The sequence below is a fragment of the Brevibacillus formosus genome, assembly GCF_003013405.1.
GTDB classification, from domain to species: Bacteria; Bacillota; Bacilli; order Brevibacillales; family Brevibacillaceae; genus Brevibacillus; species Brevibacillus formosus.
Genome location: NZ_PXZL01000026.1, coordinates 1 through 16,381, shown reverse-complemented (window position 1 = coordinate 16,381; position 16,381 = coordinate 1). Strand labels below are relative to the sequence as shown.

Genomic DNA, 16,381 nt, shown 5'->3' with positions numbered 1-16,381 from the left:
AAATATAAAATACCATTCAGTACAAAAAGCATTGGCAGTCACGTAGATTCAAATTCATGAGTAATGTGAGGAACTCTTTATGGCAAGAACACGCGAATTTGACGAAGAAAAAGTACTAGATGCAGCTATGCAGCTTTTTTGGGAGAAGGGGTATGAAGCTACCTCATTAAGTGATTTAACTTCCCGAATGGGCATCCAGCGCCCCAGTATTTACTCAACCTTTGGAGACAAAAAAGAATTGTTCGAAGCCGCACTGCGCAGATACACGATGTCACGTGCTTCCGAGATACGAACGAAGCTTCAAAACCAGCCATCCGTGAAAGAGGCATTTCGCCATTTTTTTAAAGAGGTGGCCGACGAGGAATATACGGAAGGTCTCAGCCGAGGATGCTTTTGCATTAATACCATGGTCGAGCTAGCCCCTCATGATGAGAAATTTGAGATTTTGACAAGGGAACACCAAATGTACCTCTCTGTCATCTTTCAAGAAACGATCGAGCGGGGTATCCAATCAGGTGAACTCGATTCGAGTATAGACGCGAAAGCTACCGCACAAGCACTTATCGTATCGTTAATTGGACTGACCGTAATCTTGAAATCTCGCCCAAATCGATCGTTTGTTGATAATTCAATAGAAGTTACGCTTACGTTACTTAGGTAATTATCCGGATCAACTTGGACAAAAAAAAAGACCAACGTCTGTCGGTCTTCTTTCTCTTTATCACTACAACTACTGTGTGCGCTCCAATTTAAAACGGTGCACCAATGATTGCAGCTCTTCAGCAATGTTGGCAAGATGCGTTGCCGAAGCCGCCACTTCCTCCATCGAAGCATTTTGCTCTTCACTGGCTGCGGCGACTTGGTCGACCTCTTGTGCAGTAGCTTGGCTCATGGCGCTCGATTCGCCAAAGGCTACAAGCATCGCCGTATTTGATTGCATTAACCGTTCGCTGACGCGGGCTACTTGCGCGAGGTGGGCGTCAATGCGGTTAATGGCCCCATACATCTCCGTAAAACGCTGTTCAACCGATTGTGTCAAATCACTTCCGGCTGTAGCAGAATCTACGCCTTCCTCCGTGCGTCTAACCATGTGAAGGACGCGATTCTGGACCTCATCGATCAGGCTGTCGATCTTTTCAGCAGCAGAACCTGTCTGATCAGCCAGCTTGCGTACCTCATCAGCGACGACAGCGAACCCGCGGCCTTCTTGCCCGGCGCGCGCCGCTTCAACAGCAGCATTCAACGCAAGCAAATTCGTCTGAGAGGCGATATTCTGGATGAAATTCGTCACCCCGCTAATTTCTCCAGCAACCCGTTTTAACTCCTCCATTTCATCTTTTGAACGAATGGAATGTTCCACGATCATATTCACCTGTTGTCTCGCTGCTCCGAGGGACTCCTCCCCAGTACTGGCCAGACCTGTAATGAGCTGCGACATTTCCGTGCTCTCACGCAGAATGCGAATGGCATCATCCAGCTCCTGTTGCGCTTGCGTCGCTGATTGCTTCACGCTATCTATACTCTGATTCATATCTGAAGACATGGACGCTATTTCTTGCATGGAGGCAGCGACTTGTTCAATCGTTTGCACGTTCTCCTCCGAATTCGCAGACAGATGGTGGGAGGAAGCAGAGATTTGCTCGGAATGATCGGTAATTTGACGCAGGACGTCAGACAACGCTTGCGACATCGTATTGAAGTTGGATTGCAGCTGCCCAATCTCATCCGTTCTTCCACTCTGGATGGACCGGACCGTCAAATCCCCCTGCGCGATTGAGTCGGTCAGTTGCTTCAATTGCAGGATTGGTCGCACCGTGCGTTTCATGAATATCCAAACGAACAGGGCAATGAGAGCAAGCAACAGTACGATGAACAAGAATGAAGTCCGCAACAGTGGCCCCGTTTTTTGATTGATTTCACTCCAATCAATCACGGAAACAACGTTCAATCCGAGCGAATTTTGCTTATTGAAATGGTAATATTCACGAAGCTCGGCATCATTCATTTCGAAAGAACCCTGTGCTTGATCACGCATCACTTGGAAACGCTCGTCTTCAAGCGGTTTGCCTTGTGGGAATCGTGGATGCGACAGTGTCACGTTTTTCTGATCGAACAAGCTCACATATCCCTTTTCCCCGATCTTGTACGTCTTTACCAGCTCGTTTAAGTGATCGATAGAAACGTCGATTCCAGCTACCCCTTTACCATCGGAGAGCGTCTTGGCAAACGTAATTACGTAGCTTCCGCTTATCGCGTCGATATAAGGTGGCGTCACAACGACCTGCCCTTTGTGCTGCATCGCTTCCTTGTACCATTCACGGGTAGTCGGATCAATTTCCTTTTTCGCCGAGTTGTAGTATCGATTGTCGTAGTACATGAACGCAGCCAAAACATTGTCGATGTCTTTCTCTATGTTGCGAATGCGATCATAGATATACGTATCGGCACGTTGCCCCGGCGGAACTTGCACATCCGCAAAGCTATCGATCGTAGCAGAATAATCCTCGTACGAATTATTGAGTACTTGTGTAATCATCGTGGTAACCGATTCGACTTGGGACAACAATTCGTGCTCTAACTGATTGCGCGCCAGTTGTGTTAAGGTCAGGCTCAAAACGACAGAGGGAACAACAATAAGCAGGACGAGTAAAAAAAGGATCTGCTTAGACAGCGATGCTTTATAACCAGTAATCATTTTCTTTATCATCTGTGAGGACTCCTATCTAGTAGAATAACGAGTTGAAACGCAAACAACGCCTCACCGGTCGTTAGAAGGCGCGTTCCTATCATCTCCACATGGACATTTCTGCAAAGTATATTTTCCCTGTTAGTAGCTATTTGAAACTTCACGGCACCTAGATATTCCATGGGCCCGTCCGTCCAGTATAGAAGCGCAGTTCACCTTCAGACGAAAGCCCTGGAGCACGACAGCAACAAAAAGCAGGATCATGTAACGATTAGCCAGCAAGGCCTACAGCTAAGCAATGGAAAAAACGCCCCTAATAAGATGCTGCAAAGCCTCATGGAACAAAAGCAAGCGATGCTGGAAAGCCGGAACAACTATTATGCGGATGCAGCTGAAAAACTGACAGACCCGAAAATCATGAAAGAACGACTGGATGAGATGGACAAACAGATCGAGGAAATCGATACGCAAATGAAACAAATCCAGTTGGAAGAACAACGCAAGGCGAGAGGTACGGATGAAGAGAGCAAGGAACAGAAAGCTTCAGATTCCGCCCTCCAACAAGATGAATCACCACAATCCTCCCCTACCCTCCATGCTGTTTTAACAGCAACTCACGATCTCAAGAATGTACATAATGTTAAACGCGCTAAGATTACCTTGGAATTAGAGGCTAAGGCGTGGGAACCGGCGTCAAAGGACGGAGATTTTACGAGGTCCGAAGAACTAAAGCGGAAGGCAGAAGGCTTGGACGGCAAGCTGCTGGAGATGGCTGACGAGATCGACAAAAAGCTTGAGAATTCTCAAGAAGCTAGCCAGGCAGAGCGTTCATTTAACGACAAGCAAATAGATGAGCAAAAGAAAAACCCTTACCTGCAACAGCGAATGGAAAACCAACATGTATCTGGATCTACCATCGATTGGATAGCATAAGTTGTAAGCGAGAAACCTCCTGGCGCTATACAGTAGTAGCTTTGGAGGTTTTTTTGGCTTGTTTTCAGAGGAAAATACCGGGAAATTCAGGCCAATGGCTATCACAGTAGCTATTAAACAGTTGTTTAAAAAACACCGTTGTTCACGATACCGTTTCACACGCACTCCTCACAAGCATTTTTAATTTTACACGTGGAGAAACGCTGTAACAGCGATTCTGTGCGGTTCTCGATCTACCACAATAAAATAAAACTGCACCCCAATTGTTAATCCAGTCTCACAATTGGGGTGCAGTTCATTCGCCTATGCTGCTTTGGAGATATTTATTTTCTTTCCTTCTTTTCGCCACTCTTTAAACTCAGCTGCTGCTGTAAAAAGAACGTCTGAAGAGGAGTTAAGTGACGTTTCAAAAGAGTCTTGTAACACTCCAATAATAAAGCCGACTCCGACTACCTGCATCGCAACTTCATTTGAAATACCGAATAGGCTACATGCTAGAGGAATCAGTAATAAAGATCCACCAGCCACCCCTGATGCACCGCAAGCACATATAGCCGATACTATGCTAAGGATGATAGCGGTAGGGATATCCACTTGAATACCAAGTGTATGAACCGCTGCAAGGGTCAAAACAGAAATCGTGACAGCTGCACCAGCCATATTAATAGTAGCCCCTAATGGTATCGAAACCGAATAACTATCTTTATTCAAACCTAGATTTTCACATAATTTCATATTTACAGGAATATTTGAAGCTGAGCTTCGTGTAAAGAATGCTGTAATGCCGCTTTCCTTTATACACTTGAAAACAAGCGGGTAAGGGTTTTGTCGTATAGCTGCATACACAAGGATTGGATTGACAATCAGTGCCACAAAGAGCATGCAACCAATTAGAACAGCAAGTAATTTCGCATAGCCTACTAACGCATTAAGTCCACTTGTAGTAATTGACTCAAATACTAGTCCCATGATTCCTAATGGTGCAAGCTTAATTACCCAACCAACCAATTTCGATACCGCATCCGAAAAATTAGTAATCATCGTTTTCGTCGTATCAGCGGCATTTCGTAAAGCCAAACCAATAAGTACTGCCCAAGCTAAAATACCGATATAGTTCGCTTTAACAATTGCATTAACCGGGTTATCAACCACATTTAGCAACAACGTCTTGAGAACCTCTACAACACCGCCAGGAGGCGTCACATCCTTAGCTCCCTCTACAAGTGTTAAGCCTACAGGGAATATAAAGCTTGCAATAACGGCGATTGATCCAGCTAAGAAGGTTCCTAAAAGGTATAAGACAATTATGAATTTCATATTCGTTTGGTGCCCACTTTTATGTTGAGCAATGGCTGACATAACCAAAAAGAGTACCAACACAGGTGCAATCGCTTTCAAAGCACCTACAAATAAAGAACCTAAAACTACTACGGGTTTTGCTACTTCAGGGATCGTTACAGCCAGGATAATACCAATAATCAAACCTACAATGATTTGCTTTACAAGACTTACTTGACTTACCTTCGTCAGTATACTTTTCATAGATGTCCCCCCACTAAGATAAACTTCTCCCGACCCTGCAATAGATTCTCGCTTTCTGTATGATTCTATCTTCGATGGATGGCTATCCTAATCACAGTCCACTCCACAAAGACAAATAAGTATCATTATACTGATTTTTTGATATATTACAAATGCATAAATTCTCCCAAACTGAACAACTACCTTTTTAAATGAATTTATGGCTTCACCTACACCACCAAGAATTATGCTTCTATAACGAAAAAGCAGCGTGAATGAATCACTCAAAAACACTGCCCGTTAACTTAACTCTCACCCTAGTGGTATTGTGCAGATAATCCTTACGATAAAAGATGTTGGTAAGGCAATAATACTGCCCCTCTACTCGGGGTGTTGGGTAACCAAGCGTAAAACCCTCCCCGGTAAGAACCTAGGGAGGGTTTCGTCTGTCGGCTAATTTCTGGTGCTCTCCTGTTGCATGAATATTCCGTTATTACTGGTTCAATGAATCAAGCGAAGTGCGAACATGATTGGCAAACGAATAGTTATTTCTGGCATCCCAGTTGATAGACCAGGTCATTATTCCTTGGAACTGCGGATAACCAGCCGGATTTTGGAGGTTGTAAGTTCCTCCAAAAGACGTGCCTTTTACCAAGTATTGAAGGGCTTTCTGGACATCGGCAGGAGACGTATACCCTCCCCCGGCAGCACTTGGAGCAGAAGGCAGCCCGATCGCGACTTGGTTCTCCCTCAAGGCTGGAAACATGTTGTTAGGATTACGCCCGATCGGGAATCCTTTCAATAGCATTTCGGCCATCGCTACTTGGAAATCAGCCGTTCCTTGTTGATACGTACGACCATCTAATGCTTCGAGCGCTCCAGAATTATAGTGTTGGACGTGGATATAATTCATTTGATCGCGTAGGGCATGAATCACAGGCAGATAAGCGCCCCACGGCCCACCATAGGAAGCGTAACCTCCTTGGACATAAGCCGTTTCTGGTGCCATTGTCAAAATAAAGGATGGGCCAAATGTATTCGTGATCGTCTGAGTCGCTGAGATCAAGTTTATAATTTTCGGCGTTGTCGGATTTCTAAAATCAGTGTCCCCCGCATTTAACGACAGGGAGCTTCCTTCCAGATCAATATCCATACCATCAAAACCATACGTTTGAATGATCGAGGTCATCGAGGTAATAAAATTTTGTTTGGCAGCTTCCGTCGTTAGTTCTACTGTACCATTCGCTCCGCCAATCGAGATGAGGACCTTCTTCCCCTTTGATTTTAACAAGGCGATATCCGACTTAAATTCCTCAATGGATGCATTGAATGGCACGAATCCCATTGTCGCATGATCGCCACCGACTGGTTCTGCGAACGCAACATTGATGACATCGTATTTATCTGAGACATCTCTTAGCTTGAGTACTGTAGAACCATTGTCAAAATTATGCCAGTAGCCGATCAAAACTCGTTTGGACACCGGTTCATTTGGGGATTTAGATAAAGTGGTTACCGATATCGAGGCGCTGGGTGGGGATACATTGCCTGCGGCATCTTTTGCCTGGATCGTGAATGAATATGTCGTATTTGGTAGAAGCCCAGTCACAGTATAGGATGTTGTACTCGATGTACCAGCAAGTGTATCTCCGTTGTAGACGAGATACTCCTGAACAGATATGTTATCCGTAGAAGCTGACCAAGATAAGCTGACCGAACTACTTAATACCCCTACTTCACTAAGATTTGTGGGGGACGTAGGTGGGATGGTATCGGGAGCAGAGGGACCTTGCAGTTGCCACAGTGTCGGTACGTTAGGCGGTTCCCATCCGACAAGCGATGTATGAGCAAATGTACATTTGTAATCTTGCCCTTGATACGTAACCATGTCTCCTACCTTGTATACGGTGTTGGGAGTCCACGGTGTCATGGCGTCAGAAGACTGCGGGAATAGAGAAAAAATTAAGATAAGCGATAGTACTACCAAAACTCCTGTTTTTCTCATCAAAACATACATCAAGCAAAGCCTCCTTCATTTTTACTTGTGCAAAAAAGATATCCCCTACCTCTTTGCTTTACCCCCCTCATACAGATGAGTTAATATAAAGATATACTTATATTTGAAAAAAATGTATTTTTTTGAATAACATACACATAAGAAAAGGCTCTATCGAGGCTTTTTTGAAGTGGTGCGACCACGTTTTTACGGAAAATTTTCTTATGCTCCAGAATTTTTAAGCGTGATCCACGGGCTCGGCATTGACAACGTTTTCACAGAATAATAGAATACACTTACGACAAGTTAACTATGATGGAGATTCGGAGACTCATACTTTTTGGCACTTTCATTTTTGAAAGCGCCATTAAAGTATGGGTTTTTTTACGTGCATCTCCATCTTTGTTAGAAATCACCTAGGGGGAGGAATAAGATGCTCAAACTGTTTAAGCCTGCACCGCCTATTGACAGATTGCCTGACGAACAAATTGATTCTGAGTATAAAAAACTCAGGCTTCAAGTGTTTCTCGGAATCTTCATCGGTTATGCGGCGTACTATCTCATCCGCAAAAACTTCTCACTCGCCATGCCTTATTTGATTGAAGAAGGATTTACAAAATCAGAGCTCGGTTTTGCGTTATCGGCCATTTCGATTTCCTACGGGATCAGCAAGTTTGTAATGGCCATTTTTTCAGACCGAAGCAACCCGCGAATGTTCTTGCCTGCCGGTTTGATTCTTTCTGCACTTATCAGTTTATTGATGGGGGTTGTTCCTTACTTCACCTCATCCGTCACGATCATGTTTGTGATGCTGTTCCTGAACGGTTGGTTCCAGGGTATGGGCTGGCCTCCATCCGGGCGTGTCCTCGTACACTGGTTTAGTGTAAGTGAAAGAGGTAACAAAACAGCCATTTGGAATGTAGCCCATAACGTGGGCGGAGGCTTGATGGCCCCCCTCGCTGTTGCAGGTGCAGCGATGTTTACTGGACTTACGGGTAATACCTCTTCCGGGTATGAAGGTGTATTTACCCTGCCTGCTCTGGTTGCCATTGTCTTTGCATTCATTACGTATTTCTTAATTCGCGATACTCCGCAGTCAGTCGGCCTGCCGCCTATCGAAGAATATCGCAATGACTATCCAAACAAAGAAAAGAAAACGTTTGAAACAGAATTCTCCACAAAAGAAATCCTTTTCAAATATGTATTGAACAACAAATGGGTTTGGGCAATCGCGATTGCCAACATCTTCGTCTACTTCGTCCGTTACGGCGTTCTGGACTGGGCGCCGACCTATTTGAGTGAGGAAAAAGGCTTTGATATGAACAAGTCGAGCGTTGCCTACTTCCTGTACGAATGGGCAGGTATCCCGGGAACGCTCCTGTGCGGCTGGCTGTCCGATAAATTGTTCAAGGGCCGCCGTGGACCCGCAGGGTTTGTCTTTATGCTCGGCGTATTGATCGCTGTTCTGGTCTACTGGTTCAACCCACCAGGAAATTCCGTGGTCGATATGATTTGCCTGATCGCTATCGGTTTCCTGATTTACGGTCCAGTCATGCTGATTGGTTTGCAAGCCCTTGATTTTGTTCCGAAAAAGGCTGCCGGAACCGCTGCAGGGCTGACGGGTCTGTTTGGTTACCTGGGCGGTACAGTCACAGCGAACGCATTGATGGGGGTTATTGTTGATGCTTCTGGCTGGGATGCAGGATTTATGTTGCTGACAGGTTCGTGCGCATTGGCTGCTCTTGTTTTTGCCCTTACTTGGAATGTACGGGGGCAGGAAGTCGTTAAAAATCATTAATATAGCAAAAAGAAGGATGAAAATCGTTGTGATTTTTATCCTTCTTTTTTATCAGAACCGATTCCCCCGATCCAGAGTGGCCTAACCTGAACATTGAATACCACATTTTCCAGCTGATTGGAATAAGAATTGCCATGCTAGAACAAAATAGGACAAGTTCATTTTACGACTGTAATGAAGCTGCAAAGGAGGAAAACCATGTGGAAAACAATTGTTTCAAATCTTCCTGCCTGGCCAGTTTTTATTCAAGCCGCAGTCGTTTTTCTTGTTCCTTATGCGATTTCAAGATTATTTCATTGGATTCGTACAACGGAGGAAGAGTGATATAGATGGAAAGTATCGCTCCATTTACAGACGATTACCTATCGAATTTGAATCTTATCCGTCAGGAAATCGGCCAAAACGCAGATGTGCATATCCGCGAATTTTCTTTCGGACAGACTGCCATTCGTGCTTCCATTATTTTTGTAGATGGGTTATCCGATCGGGATCTCATCGATAATACTATTCTGAAAACGCTCATGAATGATTCTGTGGCAGTGATGGTACAGGAGAATTCTTCCGGGGACGTTTCTGGTTCCAAAGAGTTTTTCATCAATCATGTGCTTTCCATCCATGAAATACTGGAATGCCGGGATGTATACGATCTGAGGACAAAAGTATTGACTGGCTTCACGGCACTATTGATTGAAGGGGCCGCAAATGCTCTCCTTCTTAATACTGTAAAAGTAAAAACAAGAAATATAGATGAACCTGTCTCAGAATCTTTGGTTAGAGGCCCTAGAGTAGGCTTCACGGAAACGTTAAGCGAAAATACCGCCCTCTTGCGGAGACACGGTGAAAATGGAGATCTTCTCTTCCTAAAATTTCAGGTGGGCGAGCGTGCAAAAAAAGAGCTGATTATCGCCTATATGAAAGAGATTGCGAATCCCGCGTTGGTTGAAGAAGTAAAAAACCGAATTACGAAAATTAAAATTGACCATGTGCCGGAATCCGGCTATGTGGAGCAATTTATTGAAGATAATTATCTCAGCCCATTCCCGCAGGTGCAGAGCACAGAACGGCCTGACCGCGTCATCAGTGCATTACTGGAAGGACGAGTGGCCATCTTGCTCGATGGTACTCCTTTTGCCTTAATCGTTCCGGTTACGTTCAGCATGCTCCTGCAATCGCCTGAAGACTATTATGAGCGCTGGATTCCAAGCACATTCATTCGCTTGTTGCGCTTTTTCACTGCCTTTGCTTCCTTGCTTATACCGGCCCTCTATATTTCCTTTATCTCATTTCACCAAGGGTTGATTCCTACCGAATTGGCTATTTCCATCATCGGCACTCGACAAGGAGTTCCATTTCCCGCTCTGTTGGAGGCACTGATCATGGAAGTTTCCATCGAGATTATGAGAGAAGCCGGTCTTCGATTGCCGAAACCAATCGGCCCTGCCATTGGGATTGTCGGTGGACTGATTATTGGTCAAGCCGCAGTACAAGCAGGTATTGTCAGCCCAATTATGGTAATCGTCGTGGCTGTCACTGCTATTTCCTCTTTTGCCATTCCGTCATACAACCTGGGTATTTCCTTACGTCTCATTCGGTTTTTGGTCATGTTCTCCGCAGCCATGTTTGGATTGTACGGAGTGATTTTGTTTTTTCTCTTGCTTACGAGTCATTTGGTAAAACTAAAAAGTTTTGGTGTACCTTATGTTACTCCTGCTGTTCCCTATCGGTTAAGCGATTGGAAAGATTTTATGGTGCGCATGCCACTCATGATGATGAAACGCCGTCCAAAAATGCTGCATACGAAAGAGCCGACTCGCAAAGGATAGCCACTCAGTATAGAAGGTGAAGCCCAAAATGATACCCACCCGAAATGATCGGATCACCACCTCGCAAACAGCAGTGATCATCATCAACTTTATACTGGGAGCGGGAATCCTTACCCTGCCTAGAATCTCAGTGGAAAAAGCAAAGACACCGGATGTTTGGATAAGTGTCCTTATTGGCGGTTTACTCGCAATGTTCACTGGGATAATCATTGTAAAATTAAGCCAGCGGTTCCCTGATAAAACGTTTTTTGAATACAGCCAGGAGATTGCAGGGGAATGGGTTGGAAGGATACTCAGTCTTCTTATCATCTGTTATTTTTGTTTAACCTCATCTCTTCAAGTCCGATCTATGGCTGAAGTAACAACCTTTTACTTGCTGGAGAAAACCCCAACGTGGGCCATTGTTATGGTATTTTTGTGGGTTGCTCTTTATCTTGTCGTAGGTGGCATCAATTGTCTCGCCCGTATGCTTGAGATTATCTTGCCAATTACTGTCCTCTTTTTTTTGGTGGTTTCCTTGATGAGCATAAAAATTTTTGAAATCGATCATCTTCGTCCCGTATTGGGGCTGGGGTGGAAACCGGTGTTCGATGGGATTAAACCAACTGCGCTCGCTTATACCGGTTTTGAAATAATGATGATTCTGGTGGTATACATGAGACAGCCAAACAAAGCCGTGAAAGCCGTTGTGGTGGGAATTAGCGCCTCGTTGATCTTTTACCTGATCACAGTCGTGATGGTCATTGGGGCATTTTCAATCGATGGAGTCGTCACAAGGACATGGCCGACCATTGATCTCATACGAAGCTTTGAAATTACCGGTTTACTCTTTGAACGGTTTGAATCGTTGCTGCTCGTATTATGGATTATGCAAATCTTTTCTACTTTCACGTTGGCTTACTACTCAGCCGCCCTAGGCCTCGCCCAGCTCCTCAAGAAAAATATTGAGCCGTTTCTATTTGGATTGCTGCCTGTTATCTACATCATCACGATGACTCCGAAAGAAATCAATGGCGTATTTGCACTTGGAGATTTTGTGGGCAATGCTTCCATTTTCTTATTTGGCATACTGCCCCTTCTCCTTCTTATTATTTCTCGCTTGAAGGTGGGTAAGCATGAAGCAAAGTCATCATCGTGAGCGGCTCCTCCTCTTGACATCGTTATCTGTTTTCCTGCTCTTCTTACTGACCGGATGCTGGAGCAGCCAGGATATCGACAAGATGGGTATGGGCATCGGTTTAGCATTGGATGTCGGCAACAAATCAAATGTTGAAAAAAAGCTGGAAAAGCAAGGAAAGAGCCCTCCTCACGTTGACACAATCACCATGACTTATCAATTTATTAACCCAAAAGCAACAAGCAAAGAAAGCAGTTCGGCAGGACCACAACAAAAAGCATATTTGAATGCGTCCCAAACCGGTGAATCTATTCTTCCAATCATCCGTGAATTTTCATTGAGTCATGATGCCCCCTTGTTCAGCCCGCACTTAAAAATCATTGTGATTAGCGAGGCTCTGTTACGCACACATCGTTTGGAATCTTTGCTGGATCTATTTCTGCGAGATAACGAAATACGTCCAAGCTGCTTGGTATTGGTTTGTAACGGGAATGCCCGCCATGTCTTGGAAACCAAAAAACCTGGAGAATTGCCAGCTCTGAAATTGCTTGGAATCGTAGATAACCGAAGCCGAACAGCCAAAATTTTACCTCCTGTGTCACTCGCCAAATTAACCGCCAAGTTGAATTCCGAATCAAGCTTTCTCTTGCAAAATGTAGCCGCTTCTGACAAAGAAGTAAAGTTTGAAGGGGCAGCCGTGATCAATGGAAAGACAAAAAAATGGGCGGGATTTTTAAACGAAATGGATTTGGAGGGCATAACGTGGATAACCGGAAAAGGTAAAGGAGGGCTAGTGAGAAGCCTGGACAAGGAGACAGGTCAACTCATCATCTATGAGATCGAAACCATGGAGAGCAAAATCACTCCCCATGTTGACGGAAACAAGATTTCCTTTGATGTGCATATCAATTCGAAGGGACGCTTGTCTGAAAATTGGGTGTTGAACGCAAATCCTTTTGAAAATGAATTCCTGAAAAGGGTGGAAAAAGCGGCTGAATTGGAAGTACGGCAATTGGTCAAGAGTGTCACAGCAAAAATGCAAAAAAATCTCCATGCTGATGTTGCTGGATTCGGAGAACGTTTGCGAATCGAGTATCCAAAAACGTGGGAGAAAGTAAAAAAAGATTGGGACCAAACATTCAGCACCGTACCCATCACTTACTTCGTAAAGCTGACCATGACTGATTTCGGCGCATCAGGACCTAGCAAGTGAAGCTTCCTTTCGTTCTGTTATCCATTAATTGCGATTGGAGTAAGATGCCCCCTCTCCCCTTACTCCATTTCCTCTTCGTATGAATCACTTAACTTCTGCTATGACCATACCGTCCTGTCTTTTTTTGAGGAAGAACATGATGATACCTTGAACAAATTGCTATCACCTCCGTTAGCCCAGCGACTTTTGCAGAGACCATATGTTGCAAACGCTAAAATAAGATGCTATATTATTTGATGTATCAATTATTGATGCGTCAAATATCATCAAGTCATCATGCTCAACTGACTGTATGTTCTCATTGCTTGTGGATATATGACTGAGTTCCTATTCATCTTGCCCCCGGGAGGCATTTTTCATGACACGCAAGGCATTTGAAGAGGAGCAGATACTGAATCTGCTCATCGGATTAACCAATAAAATAAGTCCCAAGTTCGAACGCTGTACCGGAATCAGCTCTACTCGTCTCTCGATCTTGCAAATCCTTTGCGAATGCAACGAAATCAATCAGTCCCAGCTACAAAAGCACGTCAATATCGACAGTGCTGCCATTACACGCCACCTGAAGCAACTGGAAGCGGATGGTATGGTAACCCGACACAAAAATCCAAATGATAACCGCGAAACCTTCGTTCGTCTATCCGAAGAAGGACATCATCGGATTGAAGGGTACAAAAGCGAGAAACGAAATTTTATCCAGCAGATTCTGGAAGGCTTCAGCGAGGATGAAACGCAGGTCTTAACTGATTTTCTCAAACGAATGCAAAACAATATTTGATTGTTCCAGAAAGGAGTCTGTTTTTACATGAACACCGTACAAAGAACCAATGATTTTCGTGAAATCACGTTTGGTCGTCGTTCTGTCAAACTTTATGATCCTGAAATAAAAATCAGCCGCGAGGAAATGACTGAAATTCTAGCGGGAGCCACACGCGCTCCATCTTCGGTCAACATGCAGCCTTGGCGCTTTGTGGTGATCGAAAGTCAAGAAGGGAAAGAAAAGCTTGCAGAGCTGGCACGCTTCAACAAGACGCAGGTACTCACCTCTTCCGCCGTTATTGCCGTATTCGTCGACATGAATAATGCGGAATATATGGATGAGATATTTGGAAAAGCTGTCGAGCTCGGATACATGCCGCAGGAAGTGAAGGACATGCAGTTGAAAGCCGTAAAGCCTTACTACGCCAATTTACCAGCTTCTGACCTGCGGGATGTCAATCTTATCGATGCCGGCCTCGTATCCATGCAATTGATGCTGGTTGCCCGTTCATTCGGCTATGACACGAACCCTATCGGCGGCTATGAAAAGGATCAAATAGCAGAAGCGTTTGATTTGGACAAGGATCGCTATCAACCGATCATGCTGATCAGTATCGGGAAAGCAGCCAAGGAAGGATACCCATCTTACCGTCTCCCTGTTGAGACAGTGACAACCTGGAAATAATTCTAATTCGTTGGAAGAAAGGTAGAAAACCATGCTTATTATACATGCCCATCTGCAAGTGATACCCGCACAGGAAGCAGCCTTCCTTCAAGCGGCCAAAGCCCTGGTTGCTGCAAGCCAAGCTGAAGAAGGAAATGTGGGATACACCCTTCTGAAAAGCACAGAGCAAGAATATCACTACACCATGGTAGAAAAGTGGAAGGACGCTGCCGCAGTAGCGGCCCACAATGCAAGCGCTCATTTTCAGGCTTTCGTGAAGCAAGCCCCCTCCTTTTTTGCAGCAGCCATGGAATTGGAAGTATTCGCAGGAGAGCCTGTGAAGTTGTAATTCGTGATGTACGAGAAAAACAGCAAGGTTGGTCCTGCGATCAGCCTTGCTGTTTTTTTGTCCAGCAATACTTATGGAATCTCAAATTTCTGCTTGAAAAGGGCAGCCGCCAACTATTTGTTGACAGCGCTTTCTTTATCCCTTACATTAGTAACCAACATAATATTTTTGTGATGGAGATCAGGAGATTCACAATATTTCATTTGGTATGGTATAACCTACCAGTGAAATTTGTGGATCTTTTTTTCATCCAAATGGAGGAGGCAGAACATGAAAAAACTAGTTACATCCCTGGCAGCCGCTCTCGCAATTACAACAAGCTTTGGAAGCGTATCCTTTGCCGAAGCGGATAAGATTGTCATCGCCCACCGCGGAGCGAGCGCATACTTGCCGGAACATACGCTGCCCGCAAAAGCGATGGCTTACGCGATGGGAGTCGACTACATCGAACAAGACGTGGTCATGACAAAGGACAACAAACTGGTTATCATGCACGACCATTATCTGGACAGCGTAACCAATGTAGCGGAGGTCTACCCTGATAGAAAACGAAAAGACGGCAGGTATTACGTTATTGATTTCACTCTTGACGAGATCAAGAAACTGAAAGCAACAGAGGTCTTCACAGCGGAAAACGGCAAGCAGGTGCAAAACTATCCAGATCGCTTCCCTCTCTGGAAATCCAGCTTCAGTGTTCACACCCTAGAAGAAGAGATTGAACTCATCCAGGGTATGAACAAAAGCACAGGTCGTAACGTAGGGATCTATTCAGAGATCAAAGCTCCTTGGTTCCACAGACACGAAGGAAAGGACATCAGCCTCGCAGTGCTGCAGGTGTTGAAAAAGTACGGTTATGTATCCAAGAATGACAAAGCGTACATACAGACTTTCGACCCCAATGAAGCAAAACGGATTCGCACGGAGCTCTATCCACATTTGAATATGAACGTGAAGCTTGTACAGCTCATGGCAGAAACCAGCTGGAACGAAACCATGATCTATGAAAACGGTAAGGCATCTCCCTACAACTACGATTGGATGTTTGAAAAAGGGGCGATGAAAGAAATTTCGAAATACGCAGACGGCGTAGGGCCATGGAAGCCGATGATCATCAAAGAAGAGTCGACGAGAGACCACCTGATCATTACCAATCTTGTCAAAGAGGCTCATGAAGCTGACCTGGAAGTGCATCCATACACCTTCCGAGCGGATAAAGGAGAAATCCCTGCCTATGCAGCAAGCTTCGAGGAATTGCTCGATCAGTTCTACTTCACAGCAGGAGTTGACGGGGTGTTTACGGACTTCCCTGACCGTGCCGTTGATTTTTTACGAAGAGCGGAGTACCAAAGCAAAATACCCCAGTCCCAGCGTAGCTGACACAGAACACTGTAACCTAAACGAGTTACCGAGGTTCCAAATTTATTTTTAGAATCGAAACCTTGGCATTTTGACCTCCAACAAACGCAAACAATAAAAAGCCCCAGACATGACCATTTTAATTGTGAAATGCACCCCTTAAAGT

General features: G+C 44.7%; 14 protein-coding genes. 11 read left to right on the top strand and 3 right to left on the bottom strand.

Annotated features, from left to right (window positions below; genetic code table 11):
• The first annotated feature begins 79 nt into the window (after positions 1-79).
• Positions 80-661 (top strand): TetR/AcrR family transcriptional regulator, encoded by a 582-nt coding sequence (locus C7R91_RS21275; RefSeq protein WP_016742704.1) that lies wholly within the window; start codon positions 80-82, stop codon positions 659-661.
• A 69-nt stretch (positions 662-730) separates the two neighbouring features.
• Here C7R91_RS21275 and C7R91_RS21270 read toward each other — a convergent pair whose 3' ends face one another.
• Positions 731-2,707, bottom strand: coding sequence for a methyl-accepting chemotaxis protein (locus C7R91_RS21270; protein ID WP_047074625.1), 1,977 nt, complete (start codon positions 2,705-2,707; stop codon positions 731-733).
• A gap of 315 nt (positions 2,708-3,022) precedes the next feature.
• On the opposite strand from C7R91_RS21270, the gene C7R91_RS21265 reads away from it, so the two are divergent.
• Positions 3,023-3,619, top strand: a complete 597-nt coding sequence (locus C7R91_RS21265) for a hypothetical protein (RefSeq protein ID WP_141336907.1) — start codon at positions 3,023-3,025, stop codon at positions 3,617-3,619.
• Positions 3,620-3,922: 303 nt separating this feature from the next.
• Here C7R91_RS21265 and sstT read toward each other — a convergent pair whose 3' ends face one another.
• Complete coding sequence (sstT, locus tag C7R91_RS21260) at positions 3,923-5,161, bottom strand: serine/threonine transporter SstT (RefSeq protein ID WP_047074629.1); 1,239 nt, start codon at positions 5,159-5,161, stop codon at positions 3,923-3,925.
• Positions 5,162-5,633: 472 nt separating this feature from the next.
• Positions 5,634-7,157 carry a chitinase gene (locus C7R91_RS21255; protein WP_047074631.1) on the bottom strand — a complete coding sequence of 508 codons (1,524 nt, stop codon included), beginning with the start codon at positions 7,155-7,157 and terminating at the stop codon, positions 5,634-5,636.
• A 412-nt stretch (positions 7,158-7,569) separates the two neighbouring features.
• On the opposite strand from C7R91_RS21255, the gene glpT reads away from it, so the two are divergent.
• The 9 genes from glpT (at position 7,570) to glpQ (ending at position 16,236) form a co-directional block, all read left to right on the top strand.
• The gene (gene glpT / locus C7R91_RS21250) at positions 7,570-8,934 is read left to right on the top strand and encodes a glycerol-3-phosphate transporter (protein WP_047074633.1); all 1,365 of its coding nucleotides are present in this window, start codon (positions 7,570-7,572) and stop codon (positions 8,932-8,934) included.
• Between the two features lie 198 nt (positions 8,935-9,132).
• The gene (locus tag C7R91_RS29785) at positions 9,133-9,258 is read left to right on the top strand and encodes a hypothetical protein (RefSeq protein ID WP_012684041.1); all 126 of its coding nucleotides are present in this window, start codon (positions 9,133-9,135) and stop codon (positions 9,256-9,258) included.
• Between the two features lie 5 nt (positions 9,259-9,263).
• Complete coding sequence (locus C7R91_RS21245; RefSeq protein ID WP_047074635.1) at positions 9,264-10,757, top strand: spore germination protein; 1,494 nt, start codon at positions 9,264-9,266, stop codon at positions 10,755-10,757.
• 28 nt (positions 10,758-10,785) lie between these two features.
• Positions 10,786-11,895: a spore germination protein gene (locus tag C7R91_RS21240; protein WP_047074636.1), complete on the top strand. Its 1,110-nt coding sequence runs from the start codon at positions 10,786-10,788 to the stop codon at positions 11,893-11,895.
• Complete coding sequence (locus C7R91_RS21235) at positions 11,873-13,087, top strand: Ger(x)C family spore germination protein (RefSeq protein ID WP_047074638.1); 1,215 nt, start codon at positions 11,873-11,875, stop codon at positions 13,085-13,087. The genes C7R91_RS21240 and C7R91_RS21235 overlap by 23 nt, the downstream gene beginning before the upstream one ends.
• Before the next feature lie 358 nt (positions 13,088-13,445).
• Complete coding sequence (locus tag C7R91_RS21230) at positions 13,446-13,865, top strand: MarR family winged helix-turn-helix transcriptional regulator (RefSeq protein WP_047074640.1); 420 nt, start codon at positions 13,446-13,448, stop codon at positions 13,863-13,865.
• 27 nt (positions 13,866-13,892) lie between these two features.
• Positions 13,893-14,531 (top strand): nitroreductase family protein, encoded by a 639-nt coding sequence (locus tag C7R91_RS21225; RefSeq protein WP_047074642.1) that lies wholly within the window; start codon positions 13,893-13,895, stop codon positions 14,529-14,531.
• Positions 14,532-14,562: 31 nt separating this feature from the next.
• A complete protein-coding gene (locus C7R91_RS21220) occupies positions 14,563-14,859 on the top strand; it encodes a putative quinol monooxygenase (RefSeq protein WP_047074644.1) in 297 nt (98 codons plus the stop codon).
• 270 nt (positions 14,860-15,129) lie between these two features.
• The gene (gene glpQ / locus C7R91_RS21215) at positions 15,130-16,236 is read left to right on the top strand and encodes a glycerophosphodiester phosphodiesterase (RefSeq protein ID WP_047074646.1); all 1,107 of its coding nucleotides are present in this window, start codon (positions 15,130-15,132) and stop codon (positions 16,234-16,236) included.
• Positions 16,237-16,381 lie beyond the last annotated feature (145 nt).